Here is a 20,969-nt window from a genome sequence, read left to right on the forward strand (position 1 = left end):
ATATGAAATTAAATAAGATGATAAAAGTCATGATAACAGCGATGACCCTGTCAACACTGGCCGGTGCTCCGGCTATGGCGGACTGGCAGTACACCCTTTACGGACCGGTCGCAGTATGGACCAATACCGTAACCGGTGAACAGACAACTGTGTATGCAGGTCAGCCTGCACCGGATGGTACAGCAGCACCGACACTGGCATTGACACAGGAGAACACAACCGCATCCTATGACGTCAATGCGGCCATAGCGGCAGCAAACGCGGCTGTGGATGCAGCGAAGGCTGCCCGGGGCGGAAGTACAGGCAGTGTTATTTCACAGGAGCAGATGGCGGCAAACACTGCAGCGGCTAATGTAAATATGAATACAAATACGGTTACCGTCATAAACGGAGTCTCATCAGGAAGCAGGGCAAGTGGACTCAGCAACGCAGAGCTCCCGATGATCTCGACCGGAGACCAGACACAGTACAATTCCACAGGTCTTTCTGATGGTACATATGTAGGACCGGGTAACAGTGTTTCTGCAAAGATTTCAGGTGGAAAGGTTTCCACTCAGGATTCAAGCTATGTTGCAAAGGACGGGCATATAGTGACAAATGCCCAGGCTCCTGACGTGACAGCTGTTTCTGTTGCGTCATCAGGCAGTACAGGCTCAAACGGTACCGCTTCGGTTCCGGGAACTTCAACAGCCACATCGACAGCTGCTTCAACAGGAAATACTGTGGTCAATTATAGCGGTACACTGCCATCTACAGGTGCAGGTAATGTAAGCACATATTCAACTCCTGTAGCTTGAGCTTGAGCCTATATTGTAGCCGTAACTTCATAGCCAAGTCATTTAGGCTATATGTAGTGTATAGTAAAACCTAAAAAAATGTGTTAGTATAATCTCCAAATGCCGAGAAGGCATCTGGAGATTTTTTTATGACAGAAAATGAAATAAATAATATAAACAAAGAAGCCGGTGATGATTCAGCTAAGGGTGCTTCGGATGTTGTTATCGACGTGAAGGATGTTACAAAGATCTACAGACTTTACGACCAGCCGATAGACAGACTGAAAGAGGCTATAAGCGTTACCCATAAGAATTATCATCGAGATTTTTATGCTTTAAATCATATAAATTTTCAGGTGGGGAAAGGCGAGTCTGTAGGTATCATAGGTACCAACGGTTCCGGTAAGTCCACTATACTGAAGATCATAACAGGAGTTCTCACCCCGACAAGCGGTTGTGTGAACATTAACGGTATCGTATGTGCACTTTTGGAGCTTGGAGCAGGCTTCAACCCTGACTATACAGGTATCGAGAATGTTTACATGAACGGTACCATGATGGGCTTTACCAGAGAACAGATGGATGCGAAGCTTCAGGAGATTCTTGATTTTGCTGACATAGGGGATTTTGTGAACCAGCCGGTAAAGAGCTATTCAAGCGGTATGTTCGTACGACTTGCATTTGCCATGTATGTAGCCATGGATCCAGAGATCCTGATAGTAGATGAGGCTCTTTCTGTAGGAGATGTCTTTTTTCAGGCAAAGTGCTATCACCGTATGGATGAGCTGAGACGAAACGGTACAACTATCCTTATGGTCACCCATGATCTTGGTTCGGTTATGAAGTACTGTGACAGAGTCATACTTATAAACAAGGGTGAAAAGATATCTGAAGGTCAACCGGGAGATATGGTGGATCTTTATAAGAAGATCCTTGCCGGAAGATTCACAGAGGAAGATAAACTGGACTTAAAGCGCCGCGAAGAAGTTAAGGCTGCCAGTGATTTTATAGATGGGCAGAATTTCGGTGTGGATACTGTTGGGACAGCCGCCATGGATGAAATGGCAGATTCCGCTGCATCCCGAACTGAGGATAAAACTAAGGATGTATCGGCGGTTATCGAGAAAAGTGAGACTTCCGGGAATTCTGAAAAGCAGCATTATACTGAAGCCGGTAAAAATTCTTATGAAGCCGGAAAACTCATGCAGGATGAGCTGAGTCTTAATCCACATGTTCAGCATTACGGTGACGGCAGAGCATCCATATGGGATCTCGGTATCCTGGATGAAAGAGGAAAGGTCACCAATGTTATAGTTAAAGGTGAGATGTTCTCCATAAAAGAAAAAATCAGATTTAACGCGGATATCGAGGCGCCTATATTCACCTTCACCATAAAGGACAAGCGGGGCGCGGACCTGACAGGAACCAACACCATGATAGAAGGCAGCGACATTAAACCTGTTAAGGCCGGAGATGAGTATGTGGTTACATTTACCCAGAGGATGACCCTTCAGGGAGGGGAATATCTTCTGAGCATGTCATGTACCGGATTTGAACAGGGAGAGCATGTTGTATATGACAGAAAGTACGATGTTGCTTCCCTTACGGTACTTTCAAATAAAAACACTGTAGGTGTATACGATATGGAGTCTCAGGTGACTCTGGAAAGGCATAACAAATAATGAGTTTTACACGTCATATGACCAATCTTATAGATTGGTTCTATTTTGAAGATGTGACCACCGGTATGGAAAGGGACGCATCTGTGCTGATCCTCGGTGAAAAGGATTATACAGCACCATTTATCGAGCTTCTTGAAAAAAGAGTAAAGACAGTATCGAGAAGACTTGATGAGTCTACATATGATTACGTTATCATTCCTGTACTCACCAGGAGAGTTCTCAAGATGTTCAAGGGAAATCTCGGAACCATGTACAGCTCAATTACCGGAACCTGGCTCAAGCAGGGCGGATGTATTATGATGGGTATGCAGAATGCTCTGGATATCGACCGTATGTCATCGGGAGAGAAGGAAGCAGATGTTATCTATATGCGCTGGTCAAAGATAAATGAGCTTCGCAGTCTCCTTCGCGAAGAGCATCCTGAGTCAAAGGAATGGATGTATTATCCGGTTCCCGAGCTTAAGATGCCACTCAATTTTTATACTGATGAGCGCCTTCCGGGACCTGCGGATGAAACAGAGAAGATAGCTCTTCTCGTTAAGGAGAATCAGTTCCAGGAGTTTGCGCCATCCTATTATTACATTTTCCAGCCGGACGGAACTCATCGTAGCAGGGCAAAGGATTATCGAAAATACCTTCCGTTATATCTTAAGTACAATTCAAGCAGAAAGCCTGAATATGCCATAAAGACAGAGATATACAGAGACGACAAGGGAAAGCGCCATGTGGTAAAGGCAGGAATCACTCCGGATGCCAATGCTCACATCGATTCTCTTACCGAAAAGGCAAAGGAGCAGCGTAAGGCAAATCCTACCGTGGATGTGCTTATGGCTGAGGAAACAAGTCATGCTCTCGGAGATTTCCAGCTTCTGAGCTATCAGGTATACCCATATCTTGAGGGAAAGAATCTCGGAAAGATCCTTGCAGATATGATAAAAGACGGAGTCGCTCCGTTAAAGGAGCTTGCCGAGTCTGTAGACATGGTCATCGGTGCTGTGGACGGCACGGTCAATCCTGCAAATCTTGATTGTCTCTTTGATAATGTGATCATGGAGAACGGAAGACCTACACTTATTGACTGTGAGTGGGTACTTCCAAGGGAAGTGGAAGTAAGGTTCTTACAGTTCCGTATCCTTTATTACTGGTATCTTGAGTACCGTGACAGCATGGCTTATGATGATCTGTTCGGATTCCTGCGTAATTTCGGATTCACAAAGCCGGAATGTCAGGAGCTTCTCGACAAGGAAAAGGAGTTCCAGCTCTTTGTTCACGGGGACGGTCAGGACAGCAATGTAAATGCCTACTATGAGAATAAAGTGACGGTTCATCGTTTCAATGAGCTCAAGGGCAACCTTGCCGTAGCTGAGAATGAGAGGACCATACTCGCTCAGGAGACTAAGGAGCAGAAGATCGCTCTCAGGAAGGAACGTGAGATCAACAGACTGACATCTGTGCATGTTGCCAACCTTACAAAGGTGATAAAGACCCACGAGAGAGACATTGACACCCTCATCAAGGAGAGAGAATACTATAAGGCTCATATGGGATGGACAGGAAAGGTATCTGAAAGCATCAATGATGCCTACACAAGAAGATTTCCTGTAGGCTCCAGAAAGCGTAAGCTTCTTTCTTATGTCGGTCAGACCTTTGCACATCCTATAAAGATGCTTCCTATGTTCTTTACCGAGGAAGGAAAGAACCTTATCCGCGGTGATTTCAACATAGGCGCTTTTTACAGTGAGTACGGAAAGGTATCATTTGAGAAAACAGACAAGCCTCTGGTAAGTATCGTTATTCCTTGTTATAACCAGATCAACTATACATATCAGTGTCTAGTGAGCATAAAGCAGCACACTGATTTCGAGAAAACTCCGTATGAGGTCATCATCGCAGATGATGTTTCGACTGATGCGACCCGTGAGATCGGATTCTATGCCGATAATCTGGTGATCGCCAGAAATACAGAGAATATGGGATTCCTCAAGAATTGTAATCAGGCAGCAGCCATTGCAAGAGGACAGTATATTTTCTTCCTTAACAACGATACAAAGGTAAATGACGGATGGCTCGATTCTCTTGTTGAGCTTATAGAGAGTGACGACTCCATCGGTATGGTGGGATCCAAGCTCGTATATCCTGATGGACGTTTACAGGAGGCAGGAGGAATCATCTGGTCTGACGGTTCAGGCTGGAATTACGGAAGACTCCAGGATCCTGATGAACCTGAATACAATTATGTAAAGGAAGTAGACTATATTTCCGGTGCAGCCATCATGATCCGCACAGATCTCTGGAAGGAGATCGGAGGCTTCGATGAGAGATTTGCTCCGGCTTATTATGAGGATACCGACCTTGCCTTCGAAGTGCGTAAGCATGGAAAGAAGGTTGTGTTCCAGCCGAAGTCGGTAATCACTCACTTTGAGGGTATCTCAAACGGTACAGACACATCGGATACTTCGGGACTTAAGCATTATCAGGTGGTAAACCAGCAGAAGTTCAAGGAGAAGTGGGCGGAGGAGCTGAAGAAGCAGTCAGTAAATGACGGCAGTCCTAACCCGTTTGCAGCCCGTGAGCGCGGACAGAATTCCAAGTATATCCTTGTGGTGGATCATTACGTTCCTACCTGGGATAAGGATGCAGGCTCCAAGCTTGATTATCAGTACATGCAGCTTTTCATGAAGGTTGGTTACAGGGTCAAGTTCCTGGGCGATAACTTCGCACATGAGGAGCCTTATACTTCGGCTCTTCAGCAGATGGGAATCGAAGTACTGTATGGAAACACCATGCAGTCGGGAATCTGGGATTGGATAGACAGGAACAAGAAGTTCATAAATATCGCATATCTCAACAGGCCTCATATCGCTGCCAAGTATATCGACTATATATGTGACAACACAGATATCAAGGTCATCTACTTCGGTCATGACCTTCATTCGCTTCGTCTCATGCGTGAGTACGAAATCGATCATGATGAGAAGACCAGAGAGGATGCGGAGTACTGGCACAATGTTGAGTATGGTGTAATGCGTAAGGCGGATGCCAGCTACTTCCCTTCAGAGGTTGAAGCTGAGATCGTTCGCAAGGAGGATCCGACCATCAATGTAAAGGGAATCACAGCCTATGTATATGATGAGCCGGCGGTTCTGGACGAGGATTATGCCCACAAGCAGGGTCTTCTGTTTGTAGGCGGTTTCGGTCACCCGCCAAACAAGGACGGACTTCTCTGGTTCGTTAACAACATACTTCCAAAGATCAAGGCTCAGATTCCTGATATCGTACTCAATGTAGCCGGTTCAAAGGCAGATGATGAGGTGCTTGCACTTAATGAGCGTCCTGATGTAAATGTTCTCGGCTTTGTATCGATTGAGGAGCTGGATGAGCTATATCGAAAGAACAAGGTGGTTGTTGTACCGTTACGTTATGGTGCAGGTGTAAAGGGTAAGGTCGTTGAGGCTCTACATGCAGGTGGAGCTATAGTTACTACCTCCTGCGGTGCAGAGGGTATACCTGAGGCTGCAACTGCTCTCCGTATCCAGGATACCGAGGATGGTTTTGCACAGGAAGTTATAAATCTTTATAACAACACTTATGAGGTTGAAAGGATGTCTCACAGAGCGGTAGAGTTCATTAAGGAATTCTACTCACCTGAGGGAGCATGGAACAAGATCCGTGAGGATTTTGAGACAGATTACAGAAAATGATCATCGGTGGGTGGCAATTCTTTTGCCACTCACTTCTGATAGTGAAAAAGGTATTTACAGGGGGGATGGTTTTGAAAAAATATAAGCATTGCTTTGCAGTAGCTGCATATGGAGAGTCAAGATACCTTCCGTATCTGCTTAATTCACTGAAAGCCCAGAGTATTGAAAGTAAGGTTATCATATGTACCTCAACGCCCAATAAATTCATAACAGCCTGTAGTGCAAAATTTGGATATCCTGTCTATGTCAGAAACGGAAAGCATGGACTTAAGGATGACTGGAATTTCGCCTATGAGGAGGGAAGCAAGCTGGCACCTCTCGTGACCATAGCACATCAGGATGATCTGTATTTTCCTGATTATACAAAGGCTTTGCTCAATGCCTACAGCAGGTTTCCGGATATGTCGGTTTTCTGCTGCCACTATGACACTATAGACGGAGATGGTAATACCATTAACGGAACATCTGAAAAGGTAAAGCAGTTCCTGAGATTTAAGCTCCGAAACCATGGGAGATCCGACAGGACAGAAGTAAAGATGTCGGCATTAAAATACGGAAACGGTATAGGATGTCCGACCTGCACATATAATGTTAACTACTGTCCGGCACCTCTTTTCAGAAATGACTATAAGTTTGTTATAGACTGGGCAACACTAATCAGACTTGCAAAAGAGCCGGGTAGATTTATCTGTTTGGAAAAGTCTCTTATGGCGTACCGTGTTCATGAAGGTGCCGAGACCATGAGAAACATCGAGAACAACAACCGGGAGAGGGAAGAATCGGAACTCTTCGGACAGATGCACTCAGAGCCTGTAAGATGGCTGCTTATGCATTTCTATAAAAAGGCCTATGGAGCGTATGAAAATAAAAAAGGTAACTAAAAATAAAGTGCAAATGGTGCTTCCTGCACTTTTTGCGCTTATTTTAATTGGTTTTTTTGTAAATCGAAATATTCAGATAAGGGGACTGTATGGTGATGATCTGTACCTTTGGTCATTCTATGGGGAAGACAGCTTTTTGGAGTTCACATTTCCTAAAAGTACCAAGGGAAACTTCAGACCCTTCTACTGGGCAATGAGCTATCTTGAGTTTATGATAGTCGGTCGGCATGTGAATTTTTATGCGGCCTTTAATACAGCCTTTAATATCTTTATTTCCTTCGTGGTGTACTTTTTTGCTTTGGATCTCACAAAGATCTGTAAAAGAAGAGAAGGGTATACCTTTTCGGCGGAAATGATATCGTTTCTGGTAGCCGGTATGTATCTCGGTTCGCATTTTGCTGCATATCAGATAGGACAGGTACTGGGGCTTTTGGAATCACTGGGGCTCCTTCTTGCCATTATTGTCCTGTGGCTTCTTTACAGATTTTCCGAATATGGAAACAGTGCTTACTATTACGGGGCGAGCTTTTTTTATCTATTGGTTATGTATACTCATGAGAGATACATCGCACTGTTCCCCCTTTTCTGCCTTGTATTGCTCTTCAGAGGATTAAAGAGCAGAGCAGAGGGGACTAAAGCTAAATGCCTTATGAAGCTTATGATACCGATCATGGAGCTCCTGCTTTTCTTCGGTGTTCGTGTTCTCGTGGCGGGGCAGGCAATGCCGGCTGGTACTGCAGGGACAGACGTAACAGATACCTTCAGCATAGGACAGGCATTTATGTATGCCATACAGCAGGTACAGTATGTTTTTGGTGTAAATGTGGGGGAGAGCTACCTAAACGGAATAACCTGGTCGGAAGCTCCGTTATGGCTCCATATCTGTGTGTACACAAGCTGGGCTGTTATCCTCGGAATGCTTGGAATATATGCTTCTGAAATAAGAAGGCGTTCCCTGGATATTATGGAGATAGCTCAAAATCTTTTATTCATAACATTTATTGCTCTGTGTATAGGATGCAGCTCCATAACAATCAGGCTTGAAATAAGATGGGTGTATGTAAGTTATACGGCTGCACTTCTCTACATATGTTATATGTTCGGAAGAATAGGCTTTGGAACGGTGGATGGAATTGCTAAAACAGCAGGAAAAAAGAAGGACTTCAAAGCCTTCTCTGCATTTTTTGCCCTGTTGTTTTTGATTTATTGCTGCCTGATGATTCCTGTCGAGCAGTTCTACAGAAGCTGTTTTAGAAATATATTCTTCATGACTGAGCTTGACAGGGTCAATTCTCTGGCGGATGAGACTATAGGAAAATACGATGACTTTCTGGGTGTTCGTCAGACATATATTTTCTACAACAGCTTCGGAATGACGGATTTTTACGGAGAGTATTTCTATAAGCCATATGATCCGGAAAAAACAGGTCAGGGATCAGAGCTTCATTATATTGATGATATATCAGAGCTTCCTGAGGAGGCGGTATATGAGAATTCCGTAGTCCTTCTGGAGACCTCCGACAGAAGAGGATATATAGATATAACAGATCAGGTATTCGGAAAAGCAGACTGGAGCACCGTAAAGGGAAGATAAGGTTTAAAAATGTATTTTCAAATTTACGCGGAGAGAAACATATGATTCCGGGTAGATCCGATTCGTGCATGACCCATGGAGGTGATAATGGGAACAAATATAAAACAGGATAAAATGAACATTGAAAAAAGAATACGGGATTTTTTGATGTTTTGTCCTGCTTTAGGTACAGCCTTTCTGTTTTTTTACATTAAAACAGCGTCTGAGGATATAGTTTATTCGGACTATATCAGGCTTATAAACAGTTATCTTCCGGATACCATGTCGAGTGACAGCTTTTTTGTTCCGGATATACTTACGCGTATCCCCATAACCTATCCTCTCAGATGGGTCAATGTAAAACTCTTCAGGTATTCTGTGGATTTTGACAGGATCCTCGGACTCCTGGGGATCTTCGCTATGATGATGATACTGTGCAGATATATAAAACGGGTCCGTTTGGGGACTCTTTCTCTGGCAGCACTTATGCTTGCCGGTTTCAGTCTCAACAAATGGGAGCTTTTGATAAATGGCTCGGGATATCCGCATTTCATAGCTTACGGTCTTTTCTTCTATAATTATCTGATACTTGAAAAGGTGTTCACAGGAACCGGAGAATTTAAAGATGAAGCGAAGCTTATGGTCCTGCCTTATATTGCACTTCTTTTCGCCGGTCCTTATATCGTTCAGTATTGTCTCAGCCTTATTGCGGCATATCTGTATATGGTATTGATAAAGAACCGGAATGTTTCTGTTAAACGTATACCAGTCTATATACTTTCGTCAGCTATTCCCATGATTTTGTTTCTTATAAGTAACAGCACGGCAGAGTATGAGCACAATGTGACTGAACAGCTCTCACTTATGGAGGTCATCACCGGAGAAATAGGATTTACGGTACATTTCATTTTGAATGGTTTTGCCTCAGAGATTCTTTCCGGAAATGTTTGGGAAAATTTGCTTAATAGCGGAAAGATAGGTTACGGAGTGATATACATGACAGGAGCGATGATCATACTTTGCTATGTCTTTGCTCTGGTGCTGTATTTTATAAAAGGGATTTACCGAAGAACACTTTTTCCGCTCATGCTTATCATGAGCGGTATAGTGAGCCATCTTCTGGTGTTTTGCTCAAGATACCTGTATCTTGTGGAGACCTATGCATGGCAGAGCAGATATTCCTTACAATATCTGCCGGGAGCTTTTGGAATACTGATAATTTACGGTATAGTTATAAAAGGCTTTCTTGAAGAGAAGAGAAATGAAAAGATAAAGCAGAAATACAGTACAGTTACATTTCTGACCTCTGTAGTTATTCTCTGTGCTTTTCTGACCGGAAGCTTTATAAGTACTAAAACAGAGCTTGTAAATGCCCCGTATCGCAAGGCATATTTCCGGTCCATGAAGGATACGGCTTTTCACATTGATGATTACACAGATGATGAACTGAACGGCATTTTTGAGTATAATCATGGTGCCGGCAAGGTCAGATCGGCTTTTTCGGTACTGAAGGATAACGGGCTCAACATATACAGTGAATGATATGATGGCCATTCCGTGCAATGCGACATATTTTCGGCGGGAAACAGCATAAGACTTTTGCTCATAAGATACAAATGTACATAGGCTCCCGCTTTGGAGGATATATTAATGAAAGTTTTAATTTTAGCAGGTGGATTCGGAACACGTATTTCAGAAGAGTCACACCTTAAGCCAAAGCCAATGATAGAGATAGGAGAGATGCCTATTCTATGGCATATCATGAAGTATTACTCAAGTTACGGATACAATGATTTCATCATACTTGCTGGTTACAAGCAGTATGTTATAAAGGAATTCTTTGCTAACTATTTCCTTCATAATTCTGATGTCACCTTTGATCTAAGCAACAATCAGATGGAGGTTCATAACAATATGAACGAGCCATGGAAGGTCACCATAGTCGATACAGGTCTCAATACCATGACCGGAGGACGTATCAAGAGAGTACAGAAGTATGTAGGTGATGAGCCGTTTATGCTTACCTATGGTGATGGAGTTTCTGATGTGGATCTGTCATCACTTGTGGATTTCCATAAGTCACATGGAAAGATAGCCACAATAACCACAGTATCTCTTGCTCAGCAAAAGGGCGTTCTGGATATAGACGGAAACAACTGCATAAAGTCCTTCAGAGAGAAAGAGGACGAGGACGGAGCAATCATTAACGGCGGATTTATGATCTTCGAGCCATCTGTATTTGATTATCTTTCCGGAGATAAATGTATATTGGAACAAGAACCTATGCATAAGCTTGCAGCAGACGGACAGCTTATGAGCTTCTATCATCCGGGATTCTGGCAGTGTATGGATACACAGAGAGAAAAGAAGCTTCTTGAGACACTGTGGGAAGAAAACAGGGCTCCATGGAAGCGCTGGAGCTGATCACAGCTTAGGAAGTTTTACTGTTACGGTACTTCAGATATTTTCTGCCAATAATCAACGACTCATAAATCGACGTGGATAGTTGGTTATTTTAACAAGAGATTTTGAAGGATCCTAAAGGATCCGTGCTAACAAAGGAAATAATAAATGTCTAAATTAACTGATCTTAAAGAGTTTTATAGCGGAAAGAGAGTCCTTGTGACCGGACATACAGGCTTCAAGGGAAGCTGGCTTTCACTTATGTTGAAGATTCTTGGTGCTGAAGTCTATGGTTATTCACTGGAGGCACCTACTGAGCCATCGCTTTTTGGTATTCTGGGATTAAAAGAACAGATACATTCGGAGATTGGTGATATTAGAGACTTTGAACACCTGAAAAGTTTTTTTGAAGAAGCCAGACCCCAGGTAGTGCTTCATCTCGCGGCACAGCCTATAGTCAGGACCTCATATGAGTTCCCGAGGGAGACCTATGAGACCAATGTTATGGGAACAGTAAATCTTCTCGAGTGCATAAGGAACTATAATCTGAGCCATGAGGAAAAGATTATTTCGTGTCTTAATGTAACAACAGACAAGGTTTATGAGAACAATGATCTCGAGAACCATGCTTTTAAAGAGGATGAGAAGCTGGATGGCTATGATCCCTACAGTAATTCAAAGTCCTGTTCTGAGCTGGTTACCCACAGCTATAAGAAATCATTTTTTGACCTTAAGGATGGAAAGGGAACTCTCATTTCCACAGCAAGAGCAGGAAATGTTATAGGAGGCGGAGACTTTGCGAAGGATCGTATCATTCCTGACTGCGTAAGGGATACCGTGGCAGGGAAGATGATACATGTGAGAAATCCATACAGCACGAGACCTTATCAGCATGTTCTGGAACCATTGTATGTGTATCTTCTCATAGCCATGAAGCAGGTAGAGAAACCTGAGCTTTCAGACTGTTATAATGTCGGACCTGATGATGAAGATGCCATAACAACAGGTGAGCTGGCAGATAAGTTCACAGCCTTCTGGGGAGATACTGCGAAGTGGCATACCGAGGCTGAGCTGAATGCTCCTCACGAGGCATCCTTCCTGAAATTAGACACTACAAAGCTCAAAGAGAAATTCGGATGGGAGCCGGTATGGCATGTGAATGATGCCGTGGCACAGGCAGTAAAGTGGTACAGAGCATGGCATGATAAAGAGGATATGCTTTTGTTTACCGGGAATCAGATACAGGAATTTCTTTCAGAGTAAGGGTTCGGGTTAAAATTAACCCAATATAGTATTCCGCAGGACCGCTTCACGGGATGAAACTCAGGGAATAAGGTAGTGTACAGATTAAACATAAAAGCTTGGGAGAAATATGATGGAAAATAGAAAGCCTAAGCGCAGAGTCTGGCTTGATTCCGTACGTGGTCTCGCTATTCTTATAGTGCTGACAGTTCATATCATACAGGCAGTTCCCGGATATCATGATTCGGTATCCGGTTGCGGAAAAATAGGTGTATGGCTTCTGTTCCTGCTGACAGGTTTTTTTACTCTTCGTCCATATATGATTAAGGGTGAAGAGGATACAAAGAGACTGAAGGCGGAATCGTTAGCCGGAATGAGACAGTATGTGTGCTCATCTTTGAAATTTTATCTAAAAAGAATAATACGGATTTACCCGGCATTTTCTGTGGTGCTCGTATTAAGCGTTTTTATCGGTTATATTGATGTTCCGGAGGCTTTGAAGAATTTTCTTCTGGTAGAGGGAAAGGGTCACTTCTGGACTCTTCCGGTAGAGATGAAATTCTATCTGATGACGCCTGTTATAGGAACAGCATTTTCAGTGCTTAAGAAAAAAAAGCAGAGAGGCATACTGCTTGTTCTTTCGTGCCTTGTGTTTTCTTTCCTTTTCTTCTATAAGAATTGTCCGGAGAACAGCATACAGCTTGGCTGGTATCTACCGGTACTTCTCCTGGGAGGAGTTCTTAATTATTTAATATGTAATGAAGATGAGAGTATAAAGGGAGATAATGGTTTAGATCGAATTGACGTGAAAAAAACATATGTGTATGATGCGGCGGCAATTCTTATACTTATTGGATTTTTCCTGATGGTTCCTGGAGTAAGATATGCTGTATTCGGTATTCCTGCAAGCAGATACCTTTCAGATAAATATCTGTATTTAAGCCTACTGTGGATGATATTTCTTATCTCACTGGACAGATCCCGTTATATGCGTCCGTTGCTTGAAAAAAGCAGGATTCTTCCATTTTTCGGTAAAATAAGCTATTCTTTATATCTTGTTCACTATATAGTGATACAACATTTGGGATTATTCATGGAAAATCAGAAGTTGAAAAGTGCTATGGCTTTTATTATAAGTCTTATACTTTCTATAGTACTTGAGATGACAGTAGAAAGACCGGTAATGAGATTATCAAAAAAACTTTTCAGCTAACTGAAAGAACTGATTTTTCTACGGTGGATATTTCGCGAAAAAATAAGTCATAGACAAAATTAAATTAAGCCTTGCAGGATAATGCAGGCATAGTATCGTCGTAAAAGAGTTTTTTGGGGATCGGTTCCCCGGATGGAGTGTAATAATGGAGAAAACAGAGCAGCAGGCAAGACAGGAAATACTCGACCTTGTATCTGAATATGCAAAAAAATATAAGATGCCGGTAAAACCTTACGAGGAAGGTGATCGTATACCATATGCGAGCCGTGTATTTGATGATAAGGAAATGGTAAATCTGGTGGACAGTGCCCTTGAGTTCTGGCTTACAGCCGGTAGATTTACAGATGAATTTGAGAAGAAATTCGGAGAATACCTTGGAGTTAGATATGTGAGCCTGGTGAATTCCGGCTCAAGTGCCAACCTTCTTGCCTTCAGCACACTTACAAGTCCCCTTTTAAAGGAGAGGCAGATTAAGAGAGGTGATGAGGTCATAACAGTAGCAGCGGGGTTCCCTACCACAGTTAATCCTATCATACAGTATGGTGCCGTGCCTGTATTTGTGGATGTTACTTTCCCGACCTGCGATATCGATGTGAGCATGCTGGAAGAGGCATACAGCGCTAAGACCAAGGCTGTTATGATAGCACATACTCTCGGAAATCCTTTCAATCTCAAGGCTGTAAAGGAGTTTTGTGATAAGCATGGTCTCTGGCTTGTAGAGGACAACTGTGATTCTCTGGGAACCACATATGAGATCGACGGAGAGACTAAGCTTACCGGTACTATAGGTGACATAGGAACTTCAAGCTTCTATCCGCCTCATCACATGACCATGGGAGAGGGCGGAGCCTGCTACACAAACAATCCGCTTCTTCACCGTATCATGAGAAGCTTCAGAGACTGGGGTCGTGACTGCTGGTGTGCTCCGGGAAAGGACAATACATGCGGACATCGTTTTGACGGACAGTATGGAGAACTTCCTAAGGGCTATGACCATAAGTATGTGTATTCACATTTCGGATACAATCTCAAGGCTACGGATATGCAGGCTGCAGTAGGTGTAGCACAGCTTGAGAAGTTTCCTTCATTTGTTGAAAGAAGAAAGCATAACTTCAGTTTTCTTAAGAAGCTTTTGATCGAAGGAGGAGCAGAGGATAAGCTCATACTGCCTGAAGCAGAGCCAGGTTCCGATCCAAGCTGGTTTGGTTTCCTTATGACATGCAGGGAAGGTGTTGACAGAGAGCATGTAGTCAGATATGTGGAGGACCATGGTGTTCAGACTAGAATGCTGTTTGCCGGAAATCTCATTAAGCACCCATGCTTTGATGAGATGCGAAAATCCGGAGAAGGATATCGTGTTGTAGGAAATCTTGAAAATACGGACAGAATCATGAGAGATACTTTCTGGGTAGGACTTTATCCGGGAATGACCGATGAGAAGCTGAGCTACATGGCTAAAGTTCTGATAGAGGCATTAAAATAATCATATGAATAATACTGTAGAAAAAACTGACTGGAACTTTGATCTTGAGAAGATACATAAGGCTAATCTTGAGATACTGAAGGCTATCAGGGATATATGTGAGAAACACAATATTTCCTATCTTATTGATTCCGGAACACTTCTCGGTGCTGTAAGACATAAGGGATTTATCCCATGGGATGATGATGTGGATCTCTGTTTCAGACGAGAGGAATTTGAGAAGTTCAAGGCTATAGCAAATCTCGAACTGCCCAAGGGCATGGAACTGGTGTTGCCATATGAGTACAGAAACGGTGAATCCTTCTATGATTTCGTTCCGAGAGTTGTCTATCTCAATTCAAGAAGACATTCTGAAAATGATGAGGATATGGAGTTCTACGAAGGAAAGCTCAATCATCTCTGGGTAGATCTTTTTATCATAGACAGGCTGCCTTCTGATGAGACAGAAGCAAAACTTATGAAGCTGAAGCAGCAGATCTATTTCGGCCTGGGAATGGCCCACAGAAGAAAGCTGGACTGGTCTAAATATAAAGGGCTGCAGAAGCTTGAGGTCATGGTGCTGGTGGGGGTCGGAAAGCTGATCTCCCTTAAGACCATATTTAAATGGCAGGATAAGAGTGCCAGAAAATACACTGACTTATATAGTGAACAGAAATCTGGTACAAATGGAAAATCATTTTTTTCAAATTATCAGCCTGATTTCCAGTATTGCACCGTAGAGGATGCATGGGAAGAGCCCATACAGTTTGAGTTTGAAGGAGAAAAATTCACAGGACCCAAGGAGTGGGATAAGGTTCTCAAAATGCTTTATGGGGATTATATGAAGCTTCCGCCTGTTGAAAAGCGTCAGCCATCCCATAGCGGACGAGAACTTGAGATATTGGAAGAAGCAGACTAGCTTTCATGCGATAATATATACCGGATAATAGGAACAGGAGAAATCATGAAACTGCTGAGCATCGTCGTTTCAGCTTACAATGAAGAAGCTGGATTACATGAGTTTTACAGAGTTACAAAAGAATATGCAAAATACCTGAAGGAAAAGAACTGGGGTTACGAGTTTATCTTTGTAAATGACGGATCAAAAGACGGTACAGGAGAAATACTCCTTGAGCTATCGGAAAAGGATCCTGAGCATGTAAAGTTCATAAGCTTTTCCAGAAATTTCGGTCATGAAGCTGCTATGATAGCCGGACTTGATTATGCAGAAGGTGACGGTATGGTCTTTATGGATGCGGATCTTCAGCATCCGCCCGAGAATCTAGAGAAGATAGTTGATGCCTTTGATTCAGGATTTAAGGTCGTATCCATGGTGCGTACCAGAAATGAAACAGCAGGAATTATAAAAAAGATCACCAGTGGAGGATTTTACTGGTTCATAAATAAGGTATCGGATATATATCTTGAACCGAATGCTTCAGACTTCTTTGCCATAACTCGCTCCGTACAGGATATTCTGAAAAAGAATTATCGTGAAAAGGTCAGATTCCTTCGCGGATATGTACAGAACGTGGGCTTCAGGAAAACAACCATAGAGTATGAGGCAGCACCGAGAATAGCGGGGAGCAGCCATTATTCTATAAAGAAGCTTTTCACATTTGCCATGAATACCATCATGTGCTTTTCCAATGTACCGTTGAAGCTTGGCATATTTGCTGGATTTTTCAGTGGATTTTTAGGATTGGTACTTCTGATATATACTCTCTGTACCCATGATGGAGCGCCATCAGGCTATGCGACTATAGTGGTCCTGCTATGCTTTATGTTTGCTGTACTATTCATAGTCGTAGGAATAATCGGAGAATATATTGCGGTACTTTTTGAAGAGCTTAAGGACAGACCTCTGTATATAATTGAAGATATGAAGAACTTTGATAAAGATAATAGTTTAGGTTGACTTTAAATTGGTTAGTTAAGTTTTTTAGGATGCGATATTATATCGCATCCTTTTTTGATTAAATTTAAAATAATTAAGAGACATATTTAATGAATTTAGGATGACGTATATCAAACTTCATAAAAATTCTATGGCCGATAAGATATGAAAGGATTTTCAAGATTCAAAGAAGAATAATCTATTCTATCCGTCATGGGGGATGGATATAATCTACTCAAGAAACACGGGAGTTCCCGTAAACAACAGTAAATCTAGGAGGATTGAATTATTATGAAGAAAGCACTTAGCTTACTCACAGTTTCAGCAATGGCAGTATCAATGCTTGCAGGTTGTGGTTCATCTAACACAGCAGCTACAACAGCAGCTACAACAGCCGCAGCTACAGAGGCAGCAAAGACAGAGACAGCAGCTCCTGCAGCCGCAGCTACAGAGGCAGCAACAACAGCTGCAGCAGAGGCTGGTTCAACAGATCTTGCAGACAAGAAGGTGGGCGTATGTATCTATCAGTTCTCTGATAACTTCATGACACTCTTCAGAACAGAGCTTCAGTCATATCTTGAGTCACTTGGATTCAAGCCAGAGAACATCTCAATCGTTGACGGTGCTAACGATCAGGCTACTCAGACAAACCAGATCCAGAACTTCATCACTTCAGGTGTAGACGTGCTTATCATCAACCCTGTAAACTCTTCATCAGCAGCTACAATCACAGATATGGTTACAGCAGCTAACATCCCTCTCGTTTACATCAACAGAGAGCCTGATGAGCAGGAAGAGAAGAGATGGGCAGACGAGAACATGAACGTAACATATGTTGGATGTGATGCTCGTCAGTCAGGAACAATGCAGGGTGAAATCGTTGCTGACCTTGAGAACAAGGGTGATATCAACGGTGATGGCAAGGTTTCTTACATCATGATCGAGGGAGATCCTGAGAACGTTGATGCTCAGTACAGAACAGAGTTCTCTGTAAAGGCTCTTAAGGATGCAGGTATCGAGGTTGAGGAACTTGATGATCAGGTTGGTAACTGGGATCAGGCTCAGGCACAGTCACTTGTTGCTAACTCACTTGCTCAGCACGGTAAGGACATCGAAGTAGTATTCTGTAACAACGACGCTATGGCTCTTGGTGCTCTTCAGGCTATCGAGGCAGCAGGCGAGACAGTTGGAACTGATGTATATCTCCTTGGTGTAGATGCTCTTCAGGAGGCTTGCGAGAACGTTAAGACTGGAAAGCAGACAGGTACAGTATTTAACGATCACATCTCACAGTCACACTCAGCAGCAGATGCAGCTGTTAAGTATCTTAAGGGTGAGACAAATGATCACTACATCGGCTGTGATTATGTAAAGGTTACAACAGCTAACGTTGATGATATCCTTGCTTCACTTGGCTGATAAGCAAAAAGAAGTAACTAATTTAATTAAGATCATTAGACAGGAGTGCGGGTGCGAAATCGCACCTGTGCTCCTGCTTTGTAAAAAAGTAAAGTTAACTGGAGGACAAAATGGCGGAATATAAACTGGAACTTAGAGGGGTATCTAAGTCATTCCCAGGTGTAAAAGCGCTGGATAAAGTCAATCTTGCTGTTCGTCCAGGTACAGTTCTCGCACTCATGGGAGAAAACGGTGCCGGAAAGTCAACACTTATGAAGTGTCTTTTTGGTATCTACCACATGGATGAAGGAGAAATATATCTGGATGGTGAGAAAGTTGAGATCGCTAACCCTGATGAAGCAGCAAAGCGTGGAGTAGCGATGGTACACCAGGAGCTTCAGCCTATCCCGGCAAGAAGTATCGGTGAAAATATGTATCTGGGCCGTTTCCCGGTTAAAAAGTACGGTCCTATACAGATGATAGATCATGCTACCATGTTTGCCGAAACAGAAAAATGGTTAAAGGAGCTGGGACTTGAGTATAATCCAAAGGCTCTTCTCGGATCATTATCCATCGGTCAGATGCAGCTGGTAGAAATTGCCAAAGCGGTTTCACGTGAGGCAAAGGTAATCATATTCGATGAGCCTACATCTTCCCTCTCTGATAATGAAGTTGATTTCCTTTTCAAGGTCATGAATCAGCTTAGAGAGCGTGGAGTTTCCATGATCTATATTTCCCATAAGATGGATGAGATCAAGAGAATAGCTGATGATATTCAGGTAATGCGAGACGGTACTTATGTAGGAACATGGCCTGCAGCAGAGCTTACAACAGATCAGATCATCGCAAAGATGGTAGGTCGTGAGCTTACTCAGATCTATCCCGAGCATGATCATGAGATCGGCGAAGTTATCCTCGAAGCAGAAAATGTAAGCTCGATCCATGCAAAGTCCTTCCAGAATTGTTCATTTAATATCCGCAGAGGTGAGATCCTCGGATTTGGCGGACTTGTTGGTGCACAGAGAACTGAGCTCATGGAAGGTATCTTCGGAATAAGACATCTTTCAGAAGGAACCATAAAGATCCATGGCAAGGAAGTGAAGATCACAAAGCCTAAGGATGCTATGGATGCCGGAATCGGTATGATCACAGAGGATCGTAGAGGAAACGGTATCTTCGGATGTCTGTCCATCAAGGATAATGTAGGCATTTCCATTTACAATAAGCACCTTAAGGGCGGATTTGTTCTCAATCATCCAACAATAAACAAAATCGTTGATGATAGCATCAAGCAGCTTTCTATCAAAACACCGAGCATGAACCAGCACATCGAGAATCTTTCCGGTGGTAATCAGCAGAAGGTAATCGTATCAAGATGGCTGGCAAACGATCCTGACATCCTCATCATGGATGAGCCTACAAGAGGTATCGACGTAGGAGCCAAGCATGAGATCTATGAGATCATGGAAGATCTTGCAAAGCAGGGTAAGGCCATCATTATGATTTCATCTGAAATGCCTGAGCTTCTCGGTATGGCGGATCGAGTTTATGTAATGTGTAACGGTAAGATCACTGGTCAGATAGATCAGCAGGAAGACATGACTCAGGAAAAGGTCATGACTTTTGCAACAAAGTTCTGATTTAGTATTTTAGATTAAGGGGAAAGTAAAATGCAGAAGACACAAAAACAGAAAATCACGGATTTTCTTATCAATAACGGTGTTATCATCGTAATGTTCGTACTCGTTATATATACGGGATTAACAACAAAGAATTTCTTGACACCAAACAACTTCCTGAACCTTCTTGCTAACATGTCCTATAGACTTGTTATCGCTCTTGGTATTTCAGGTGCAGTTATCACCGGCGGTTGCGATCTTTCCGGTGGACGTATGGTAGGTTTCGGTGCATGTATCGCAGGTACTCTTCTTCAGAAGCAGGAGTACGGCGGACGTTTCTTCCAGGAAGGCTTCCTTGCAAGCATCACACCGCTGAATCCTTTCCTGGTACTTATCATAGCAATGCTTATCTGCGGATGCTTTGGTGCAGTTACAGGCTGGTTCATAGCATTCCTTCATGTTCCACCATTCATTTCAACACTTGCAATGATGGAGATCATCTATGGTCTCGGTCTTATCTATACAGGTGCAACACCACTCGGTGGATATGTAACTGAGTATACAGGATTTTCTACAGGCAGATTCCTGGGACTCAGCTGGCTCATCTGGATGGCTATAGCTATGGCTGGAATCACATGGTTCATCTACAACATGACTCGTCATGGTAAGTATATGTATGCTATCGGTGGAAACCCACAGGCAGCAGAGGTTGCCGGTGTACCTGTTAAGCTTACAATGGTACTCATCTATGCAAAGGCTTCTGCATTCTTCGCAATGGCAGGTTTCATGCTCGGAGCAAAGGCTGGTGGTGCTTCTATCAATACCGGTCTTTCATATGAGATGGAAGGTATCGCAGCCTGCGCCCTCGGTGGTGTATCTGTAACAGGTGGACGTGGTAAGGTTTCATCAGCTATCATCGGTGTAGCCGTACTTGAGCTTCTAAAGGTTGCACTCCAGTTCCTCGGAGTAGATGCAAACTCTCAGTATATCGCAATCGGTATAGTAATTTTTGTTGCTATCTCACTGGATATCAGAAAGTACGTTCAGAAGAAGTAATTGAGGGATGTAAATCCATAGATTATAATGAGGTCTGTGACTTATGCCACAGACCTTTTTTGTTAC

The 20,969-nt window shown here is 43.0% G+C and carries 15 protein-coding genes; all 15 read left to right on the top strand.

Annotation, left to right across the window (positions count from 1 at the left end; all coding sequences use genetic code 11):
• The first annotated feature begins 2 nt into the window (after positions 1-2).
• The 15 genes from BXO88_RS00505 to BXO88_RS00575 all read left to right on the top strand — a co-directional run bounded on the left by BXO88_RS00505 (position 3) and on the right by BXO88_RS00575 (position 20,903).
• Positions 3-797, top strand: a complete 795-nt coding sequence (locus BXO88_RS00505; protein ID WP_078035839.1) for a hypothetical protein — start codon at positions 3-5, stop codon at positions 795-797.
• A gap of 128 nt (positions 798-925) precedes the next feature.
• On the top strand, positions 926-2,458 hold the full coding sequence (locus BXO88_RS00510) for an ABC transporter ATP-binding protein (RefSeq protein ID WP_078035840.1): 1,533 nt from the start codon (positions 926-928) through the stop codon (positions 2,456-2,458).
• Entirely contained in the window at positions 2,458-6,159 is a 3,702-nt protein-coding gene (locus BXO88_RS00515) for a glycosyltransferase (RefSeq protein WP_078035841.1), read from the top strand. The genes BXO88_RS00510 and BXO88_RS00515 overlap by 1 nt, the downstream gene beginning before the upstream one ends.
• A gap of 71 nt (positions 6,160-6,230) precedes the next feature.
• The gene (locus BXO88_RS00520) at positions 6,231-7,040 is read left to right on the top strand and encodes a glycosyltransferase family 2 protein (protein ID WP_242945116.1); all 810 of its coding nucleotides are present in this window, start codon (positions 6,231-6,233) and stop codon (positions 7,038-7,040) included.
• Positions 7,018-8,634: a hypothetical protein gene (locus BXO88_RS00525; protein WP_139355463.1), complete on the top strand. Its 1,617-nt coding sequence runs from the start codon at positions 7,018-7,020 to the stop codon at positions 8,632-8,634. The genes BXO88_RS00520 and BXO88_RS00525 overlap by 23 nt, the downstream gene beginning before the upstream one ends.
• A gap of 87 nt (positions 8,635-8,721) precedes the next feature.
• On the top strand, positions 8,722-10,155 hold the full coding sequence (locus BXO88_RS00530) for a hypothetical protein (protein WP_078035844.1): 1,434 nt from the start codon (positions 8,722-8,724) through the stop codon (positions 10,153-10,155).
• Between the two features lie 108 nt (positions 10,156-10,263).
• On the top strand, positions 10,264-11,037 hold the full coding sequence (rfbF, locus tag BXO88_RS00535) for a glucose-1-phosphate cytidylyltransferase (protein ID WP_078035845.1): 774 nt from the start codon (positions 10,264-10,266) through the stop codon (positions 11,035-11,037).
• 147 nt (positions 11,038-11,184) lie between these two features.
• A complete protein-coding gene (gene rfbG / locus BXO88_RS00540) occupies positions 11,185-12,279 on the top strand; it encodes a CDP-glucose 4,6-dehydratase (protein WP_078035846.1) in 1,095 nt (364 codons plus the stop codon).
• 109 nt (positions 12,280-12,388) lie between these two features.
• Positions 12,389-13,471 (top strand): acyltransferase family protein, encoded by a 1,083-nt coding sequence (locus BXO88_RS00545; RefSeq protein ID WP_078035847.1) that lies wholly within the window; start codon positions 12,389-12,391, stop codon positions 13,469-13,471.
• Between the two features lie 145 nt (positions 13,472-13,616).
• Positions 13,617-14,954, top strand: a complete 1,338-nt coding sequence (rfbH, locus tag BXO88_RS00550; protein ID WP_078035848.1) for a lipopolysaccharide biosynthesis protein RfbH — start codon at positions 13,617-13,619, stop codon at positions 14,952-14,954.
• Between the two features lie 4 nt (positions 14,955-14,958).
• Positions 14,959-15,852 carry a LicD family protein gene (locus BXO88_RS00555; RefSeq protein WP_078035849.1) on the top strand — a complete coding sequence of 298 codons (894 nt, stop codon included), beginning with the start codon at positions 14,959-14,961 and terminating at the stop codon, positions 15,850-15,852.
• A gap of 45 nt (positions 15,853-15,897) precedes the next feature.
• Positions 15,898-16,851 (top strand): glycosyltransferase family 2 protein, encoded by a 954-nt coding sequence (locus tag BXO88_RS00560; RefSeq protein WP_330395033.1) that lies wholly within the window; start codon positions 15,898-15,900, stop codon positions 16,849-16,851.
• 270 nt (positions 16,852-17,121) lie between these two features.
• Entirely contained in the window at positions 17,122-18,249 is a 1,128-nt protein-coding gene (locus BXO88_RS00565) for a galactose ABC transporter substrate-binding protein (protein WP_078035851.1), read from the top strand.
• 110 nt (positions 18,250-18,359) lie between these two features.
• Positions 18,360-19,868, top strand: a complete 1,509-nt coding sequence (locus BXO88_RS00570; protein WP_078035852.1) for a sugar ABC transporter ATP-binding protein — start codon at positions 18,360-18,362, stop codon at positions 19,866-19,868.
• A 30-nt stretch (positions 19,869-19,898) separates the two neighbouring features.
• Positions 19,899-20,903, top strand: a complete 1,005-nt coding sequence (locus tag BXO88_RS00575) for an ABC transporter permease subunit (RefSeq protein WP_044995371.1) — start codon at positions 19,899-19,901, stop codon at positions 20,901-20,903.
• The last annotated feature ends 66 nt before the right edge of the window (positions 20,904-20,969 follow it).

The organism is Oribacterium sp. C9 (genome assembly GCF_002007235.1).
In the GTDB taxonomy this organism is placed as follows: domain Bacteria; phylum Bacillota; class Clostridia; order Lachnospirales; family Lachnospiraceae; genus Oribacterium.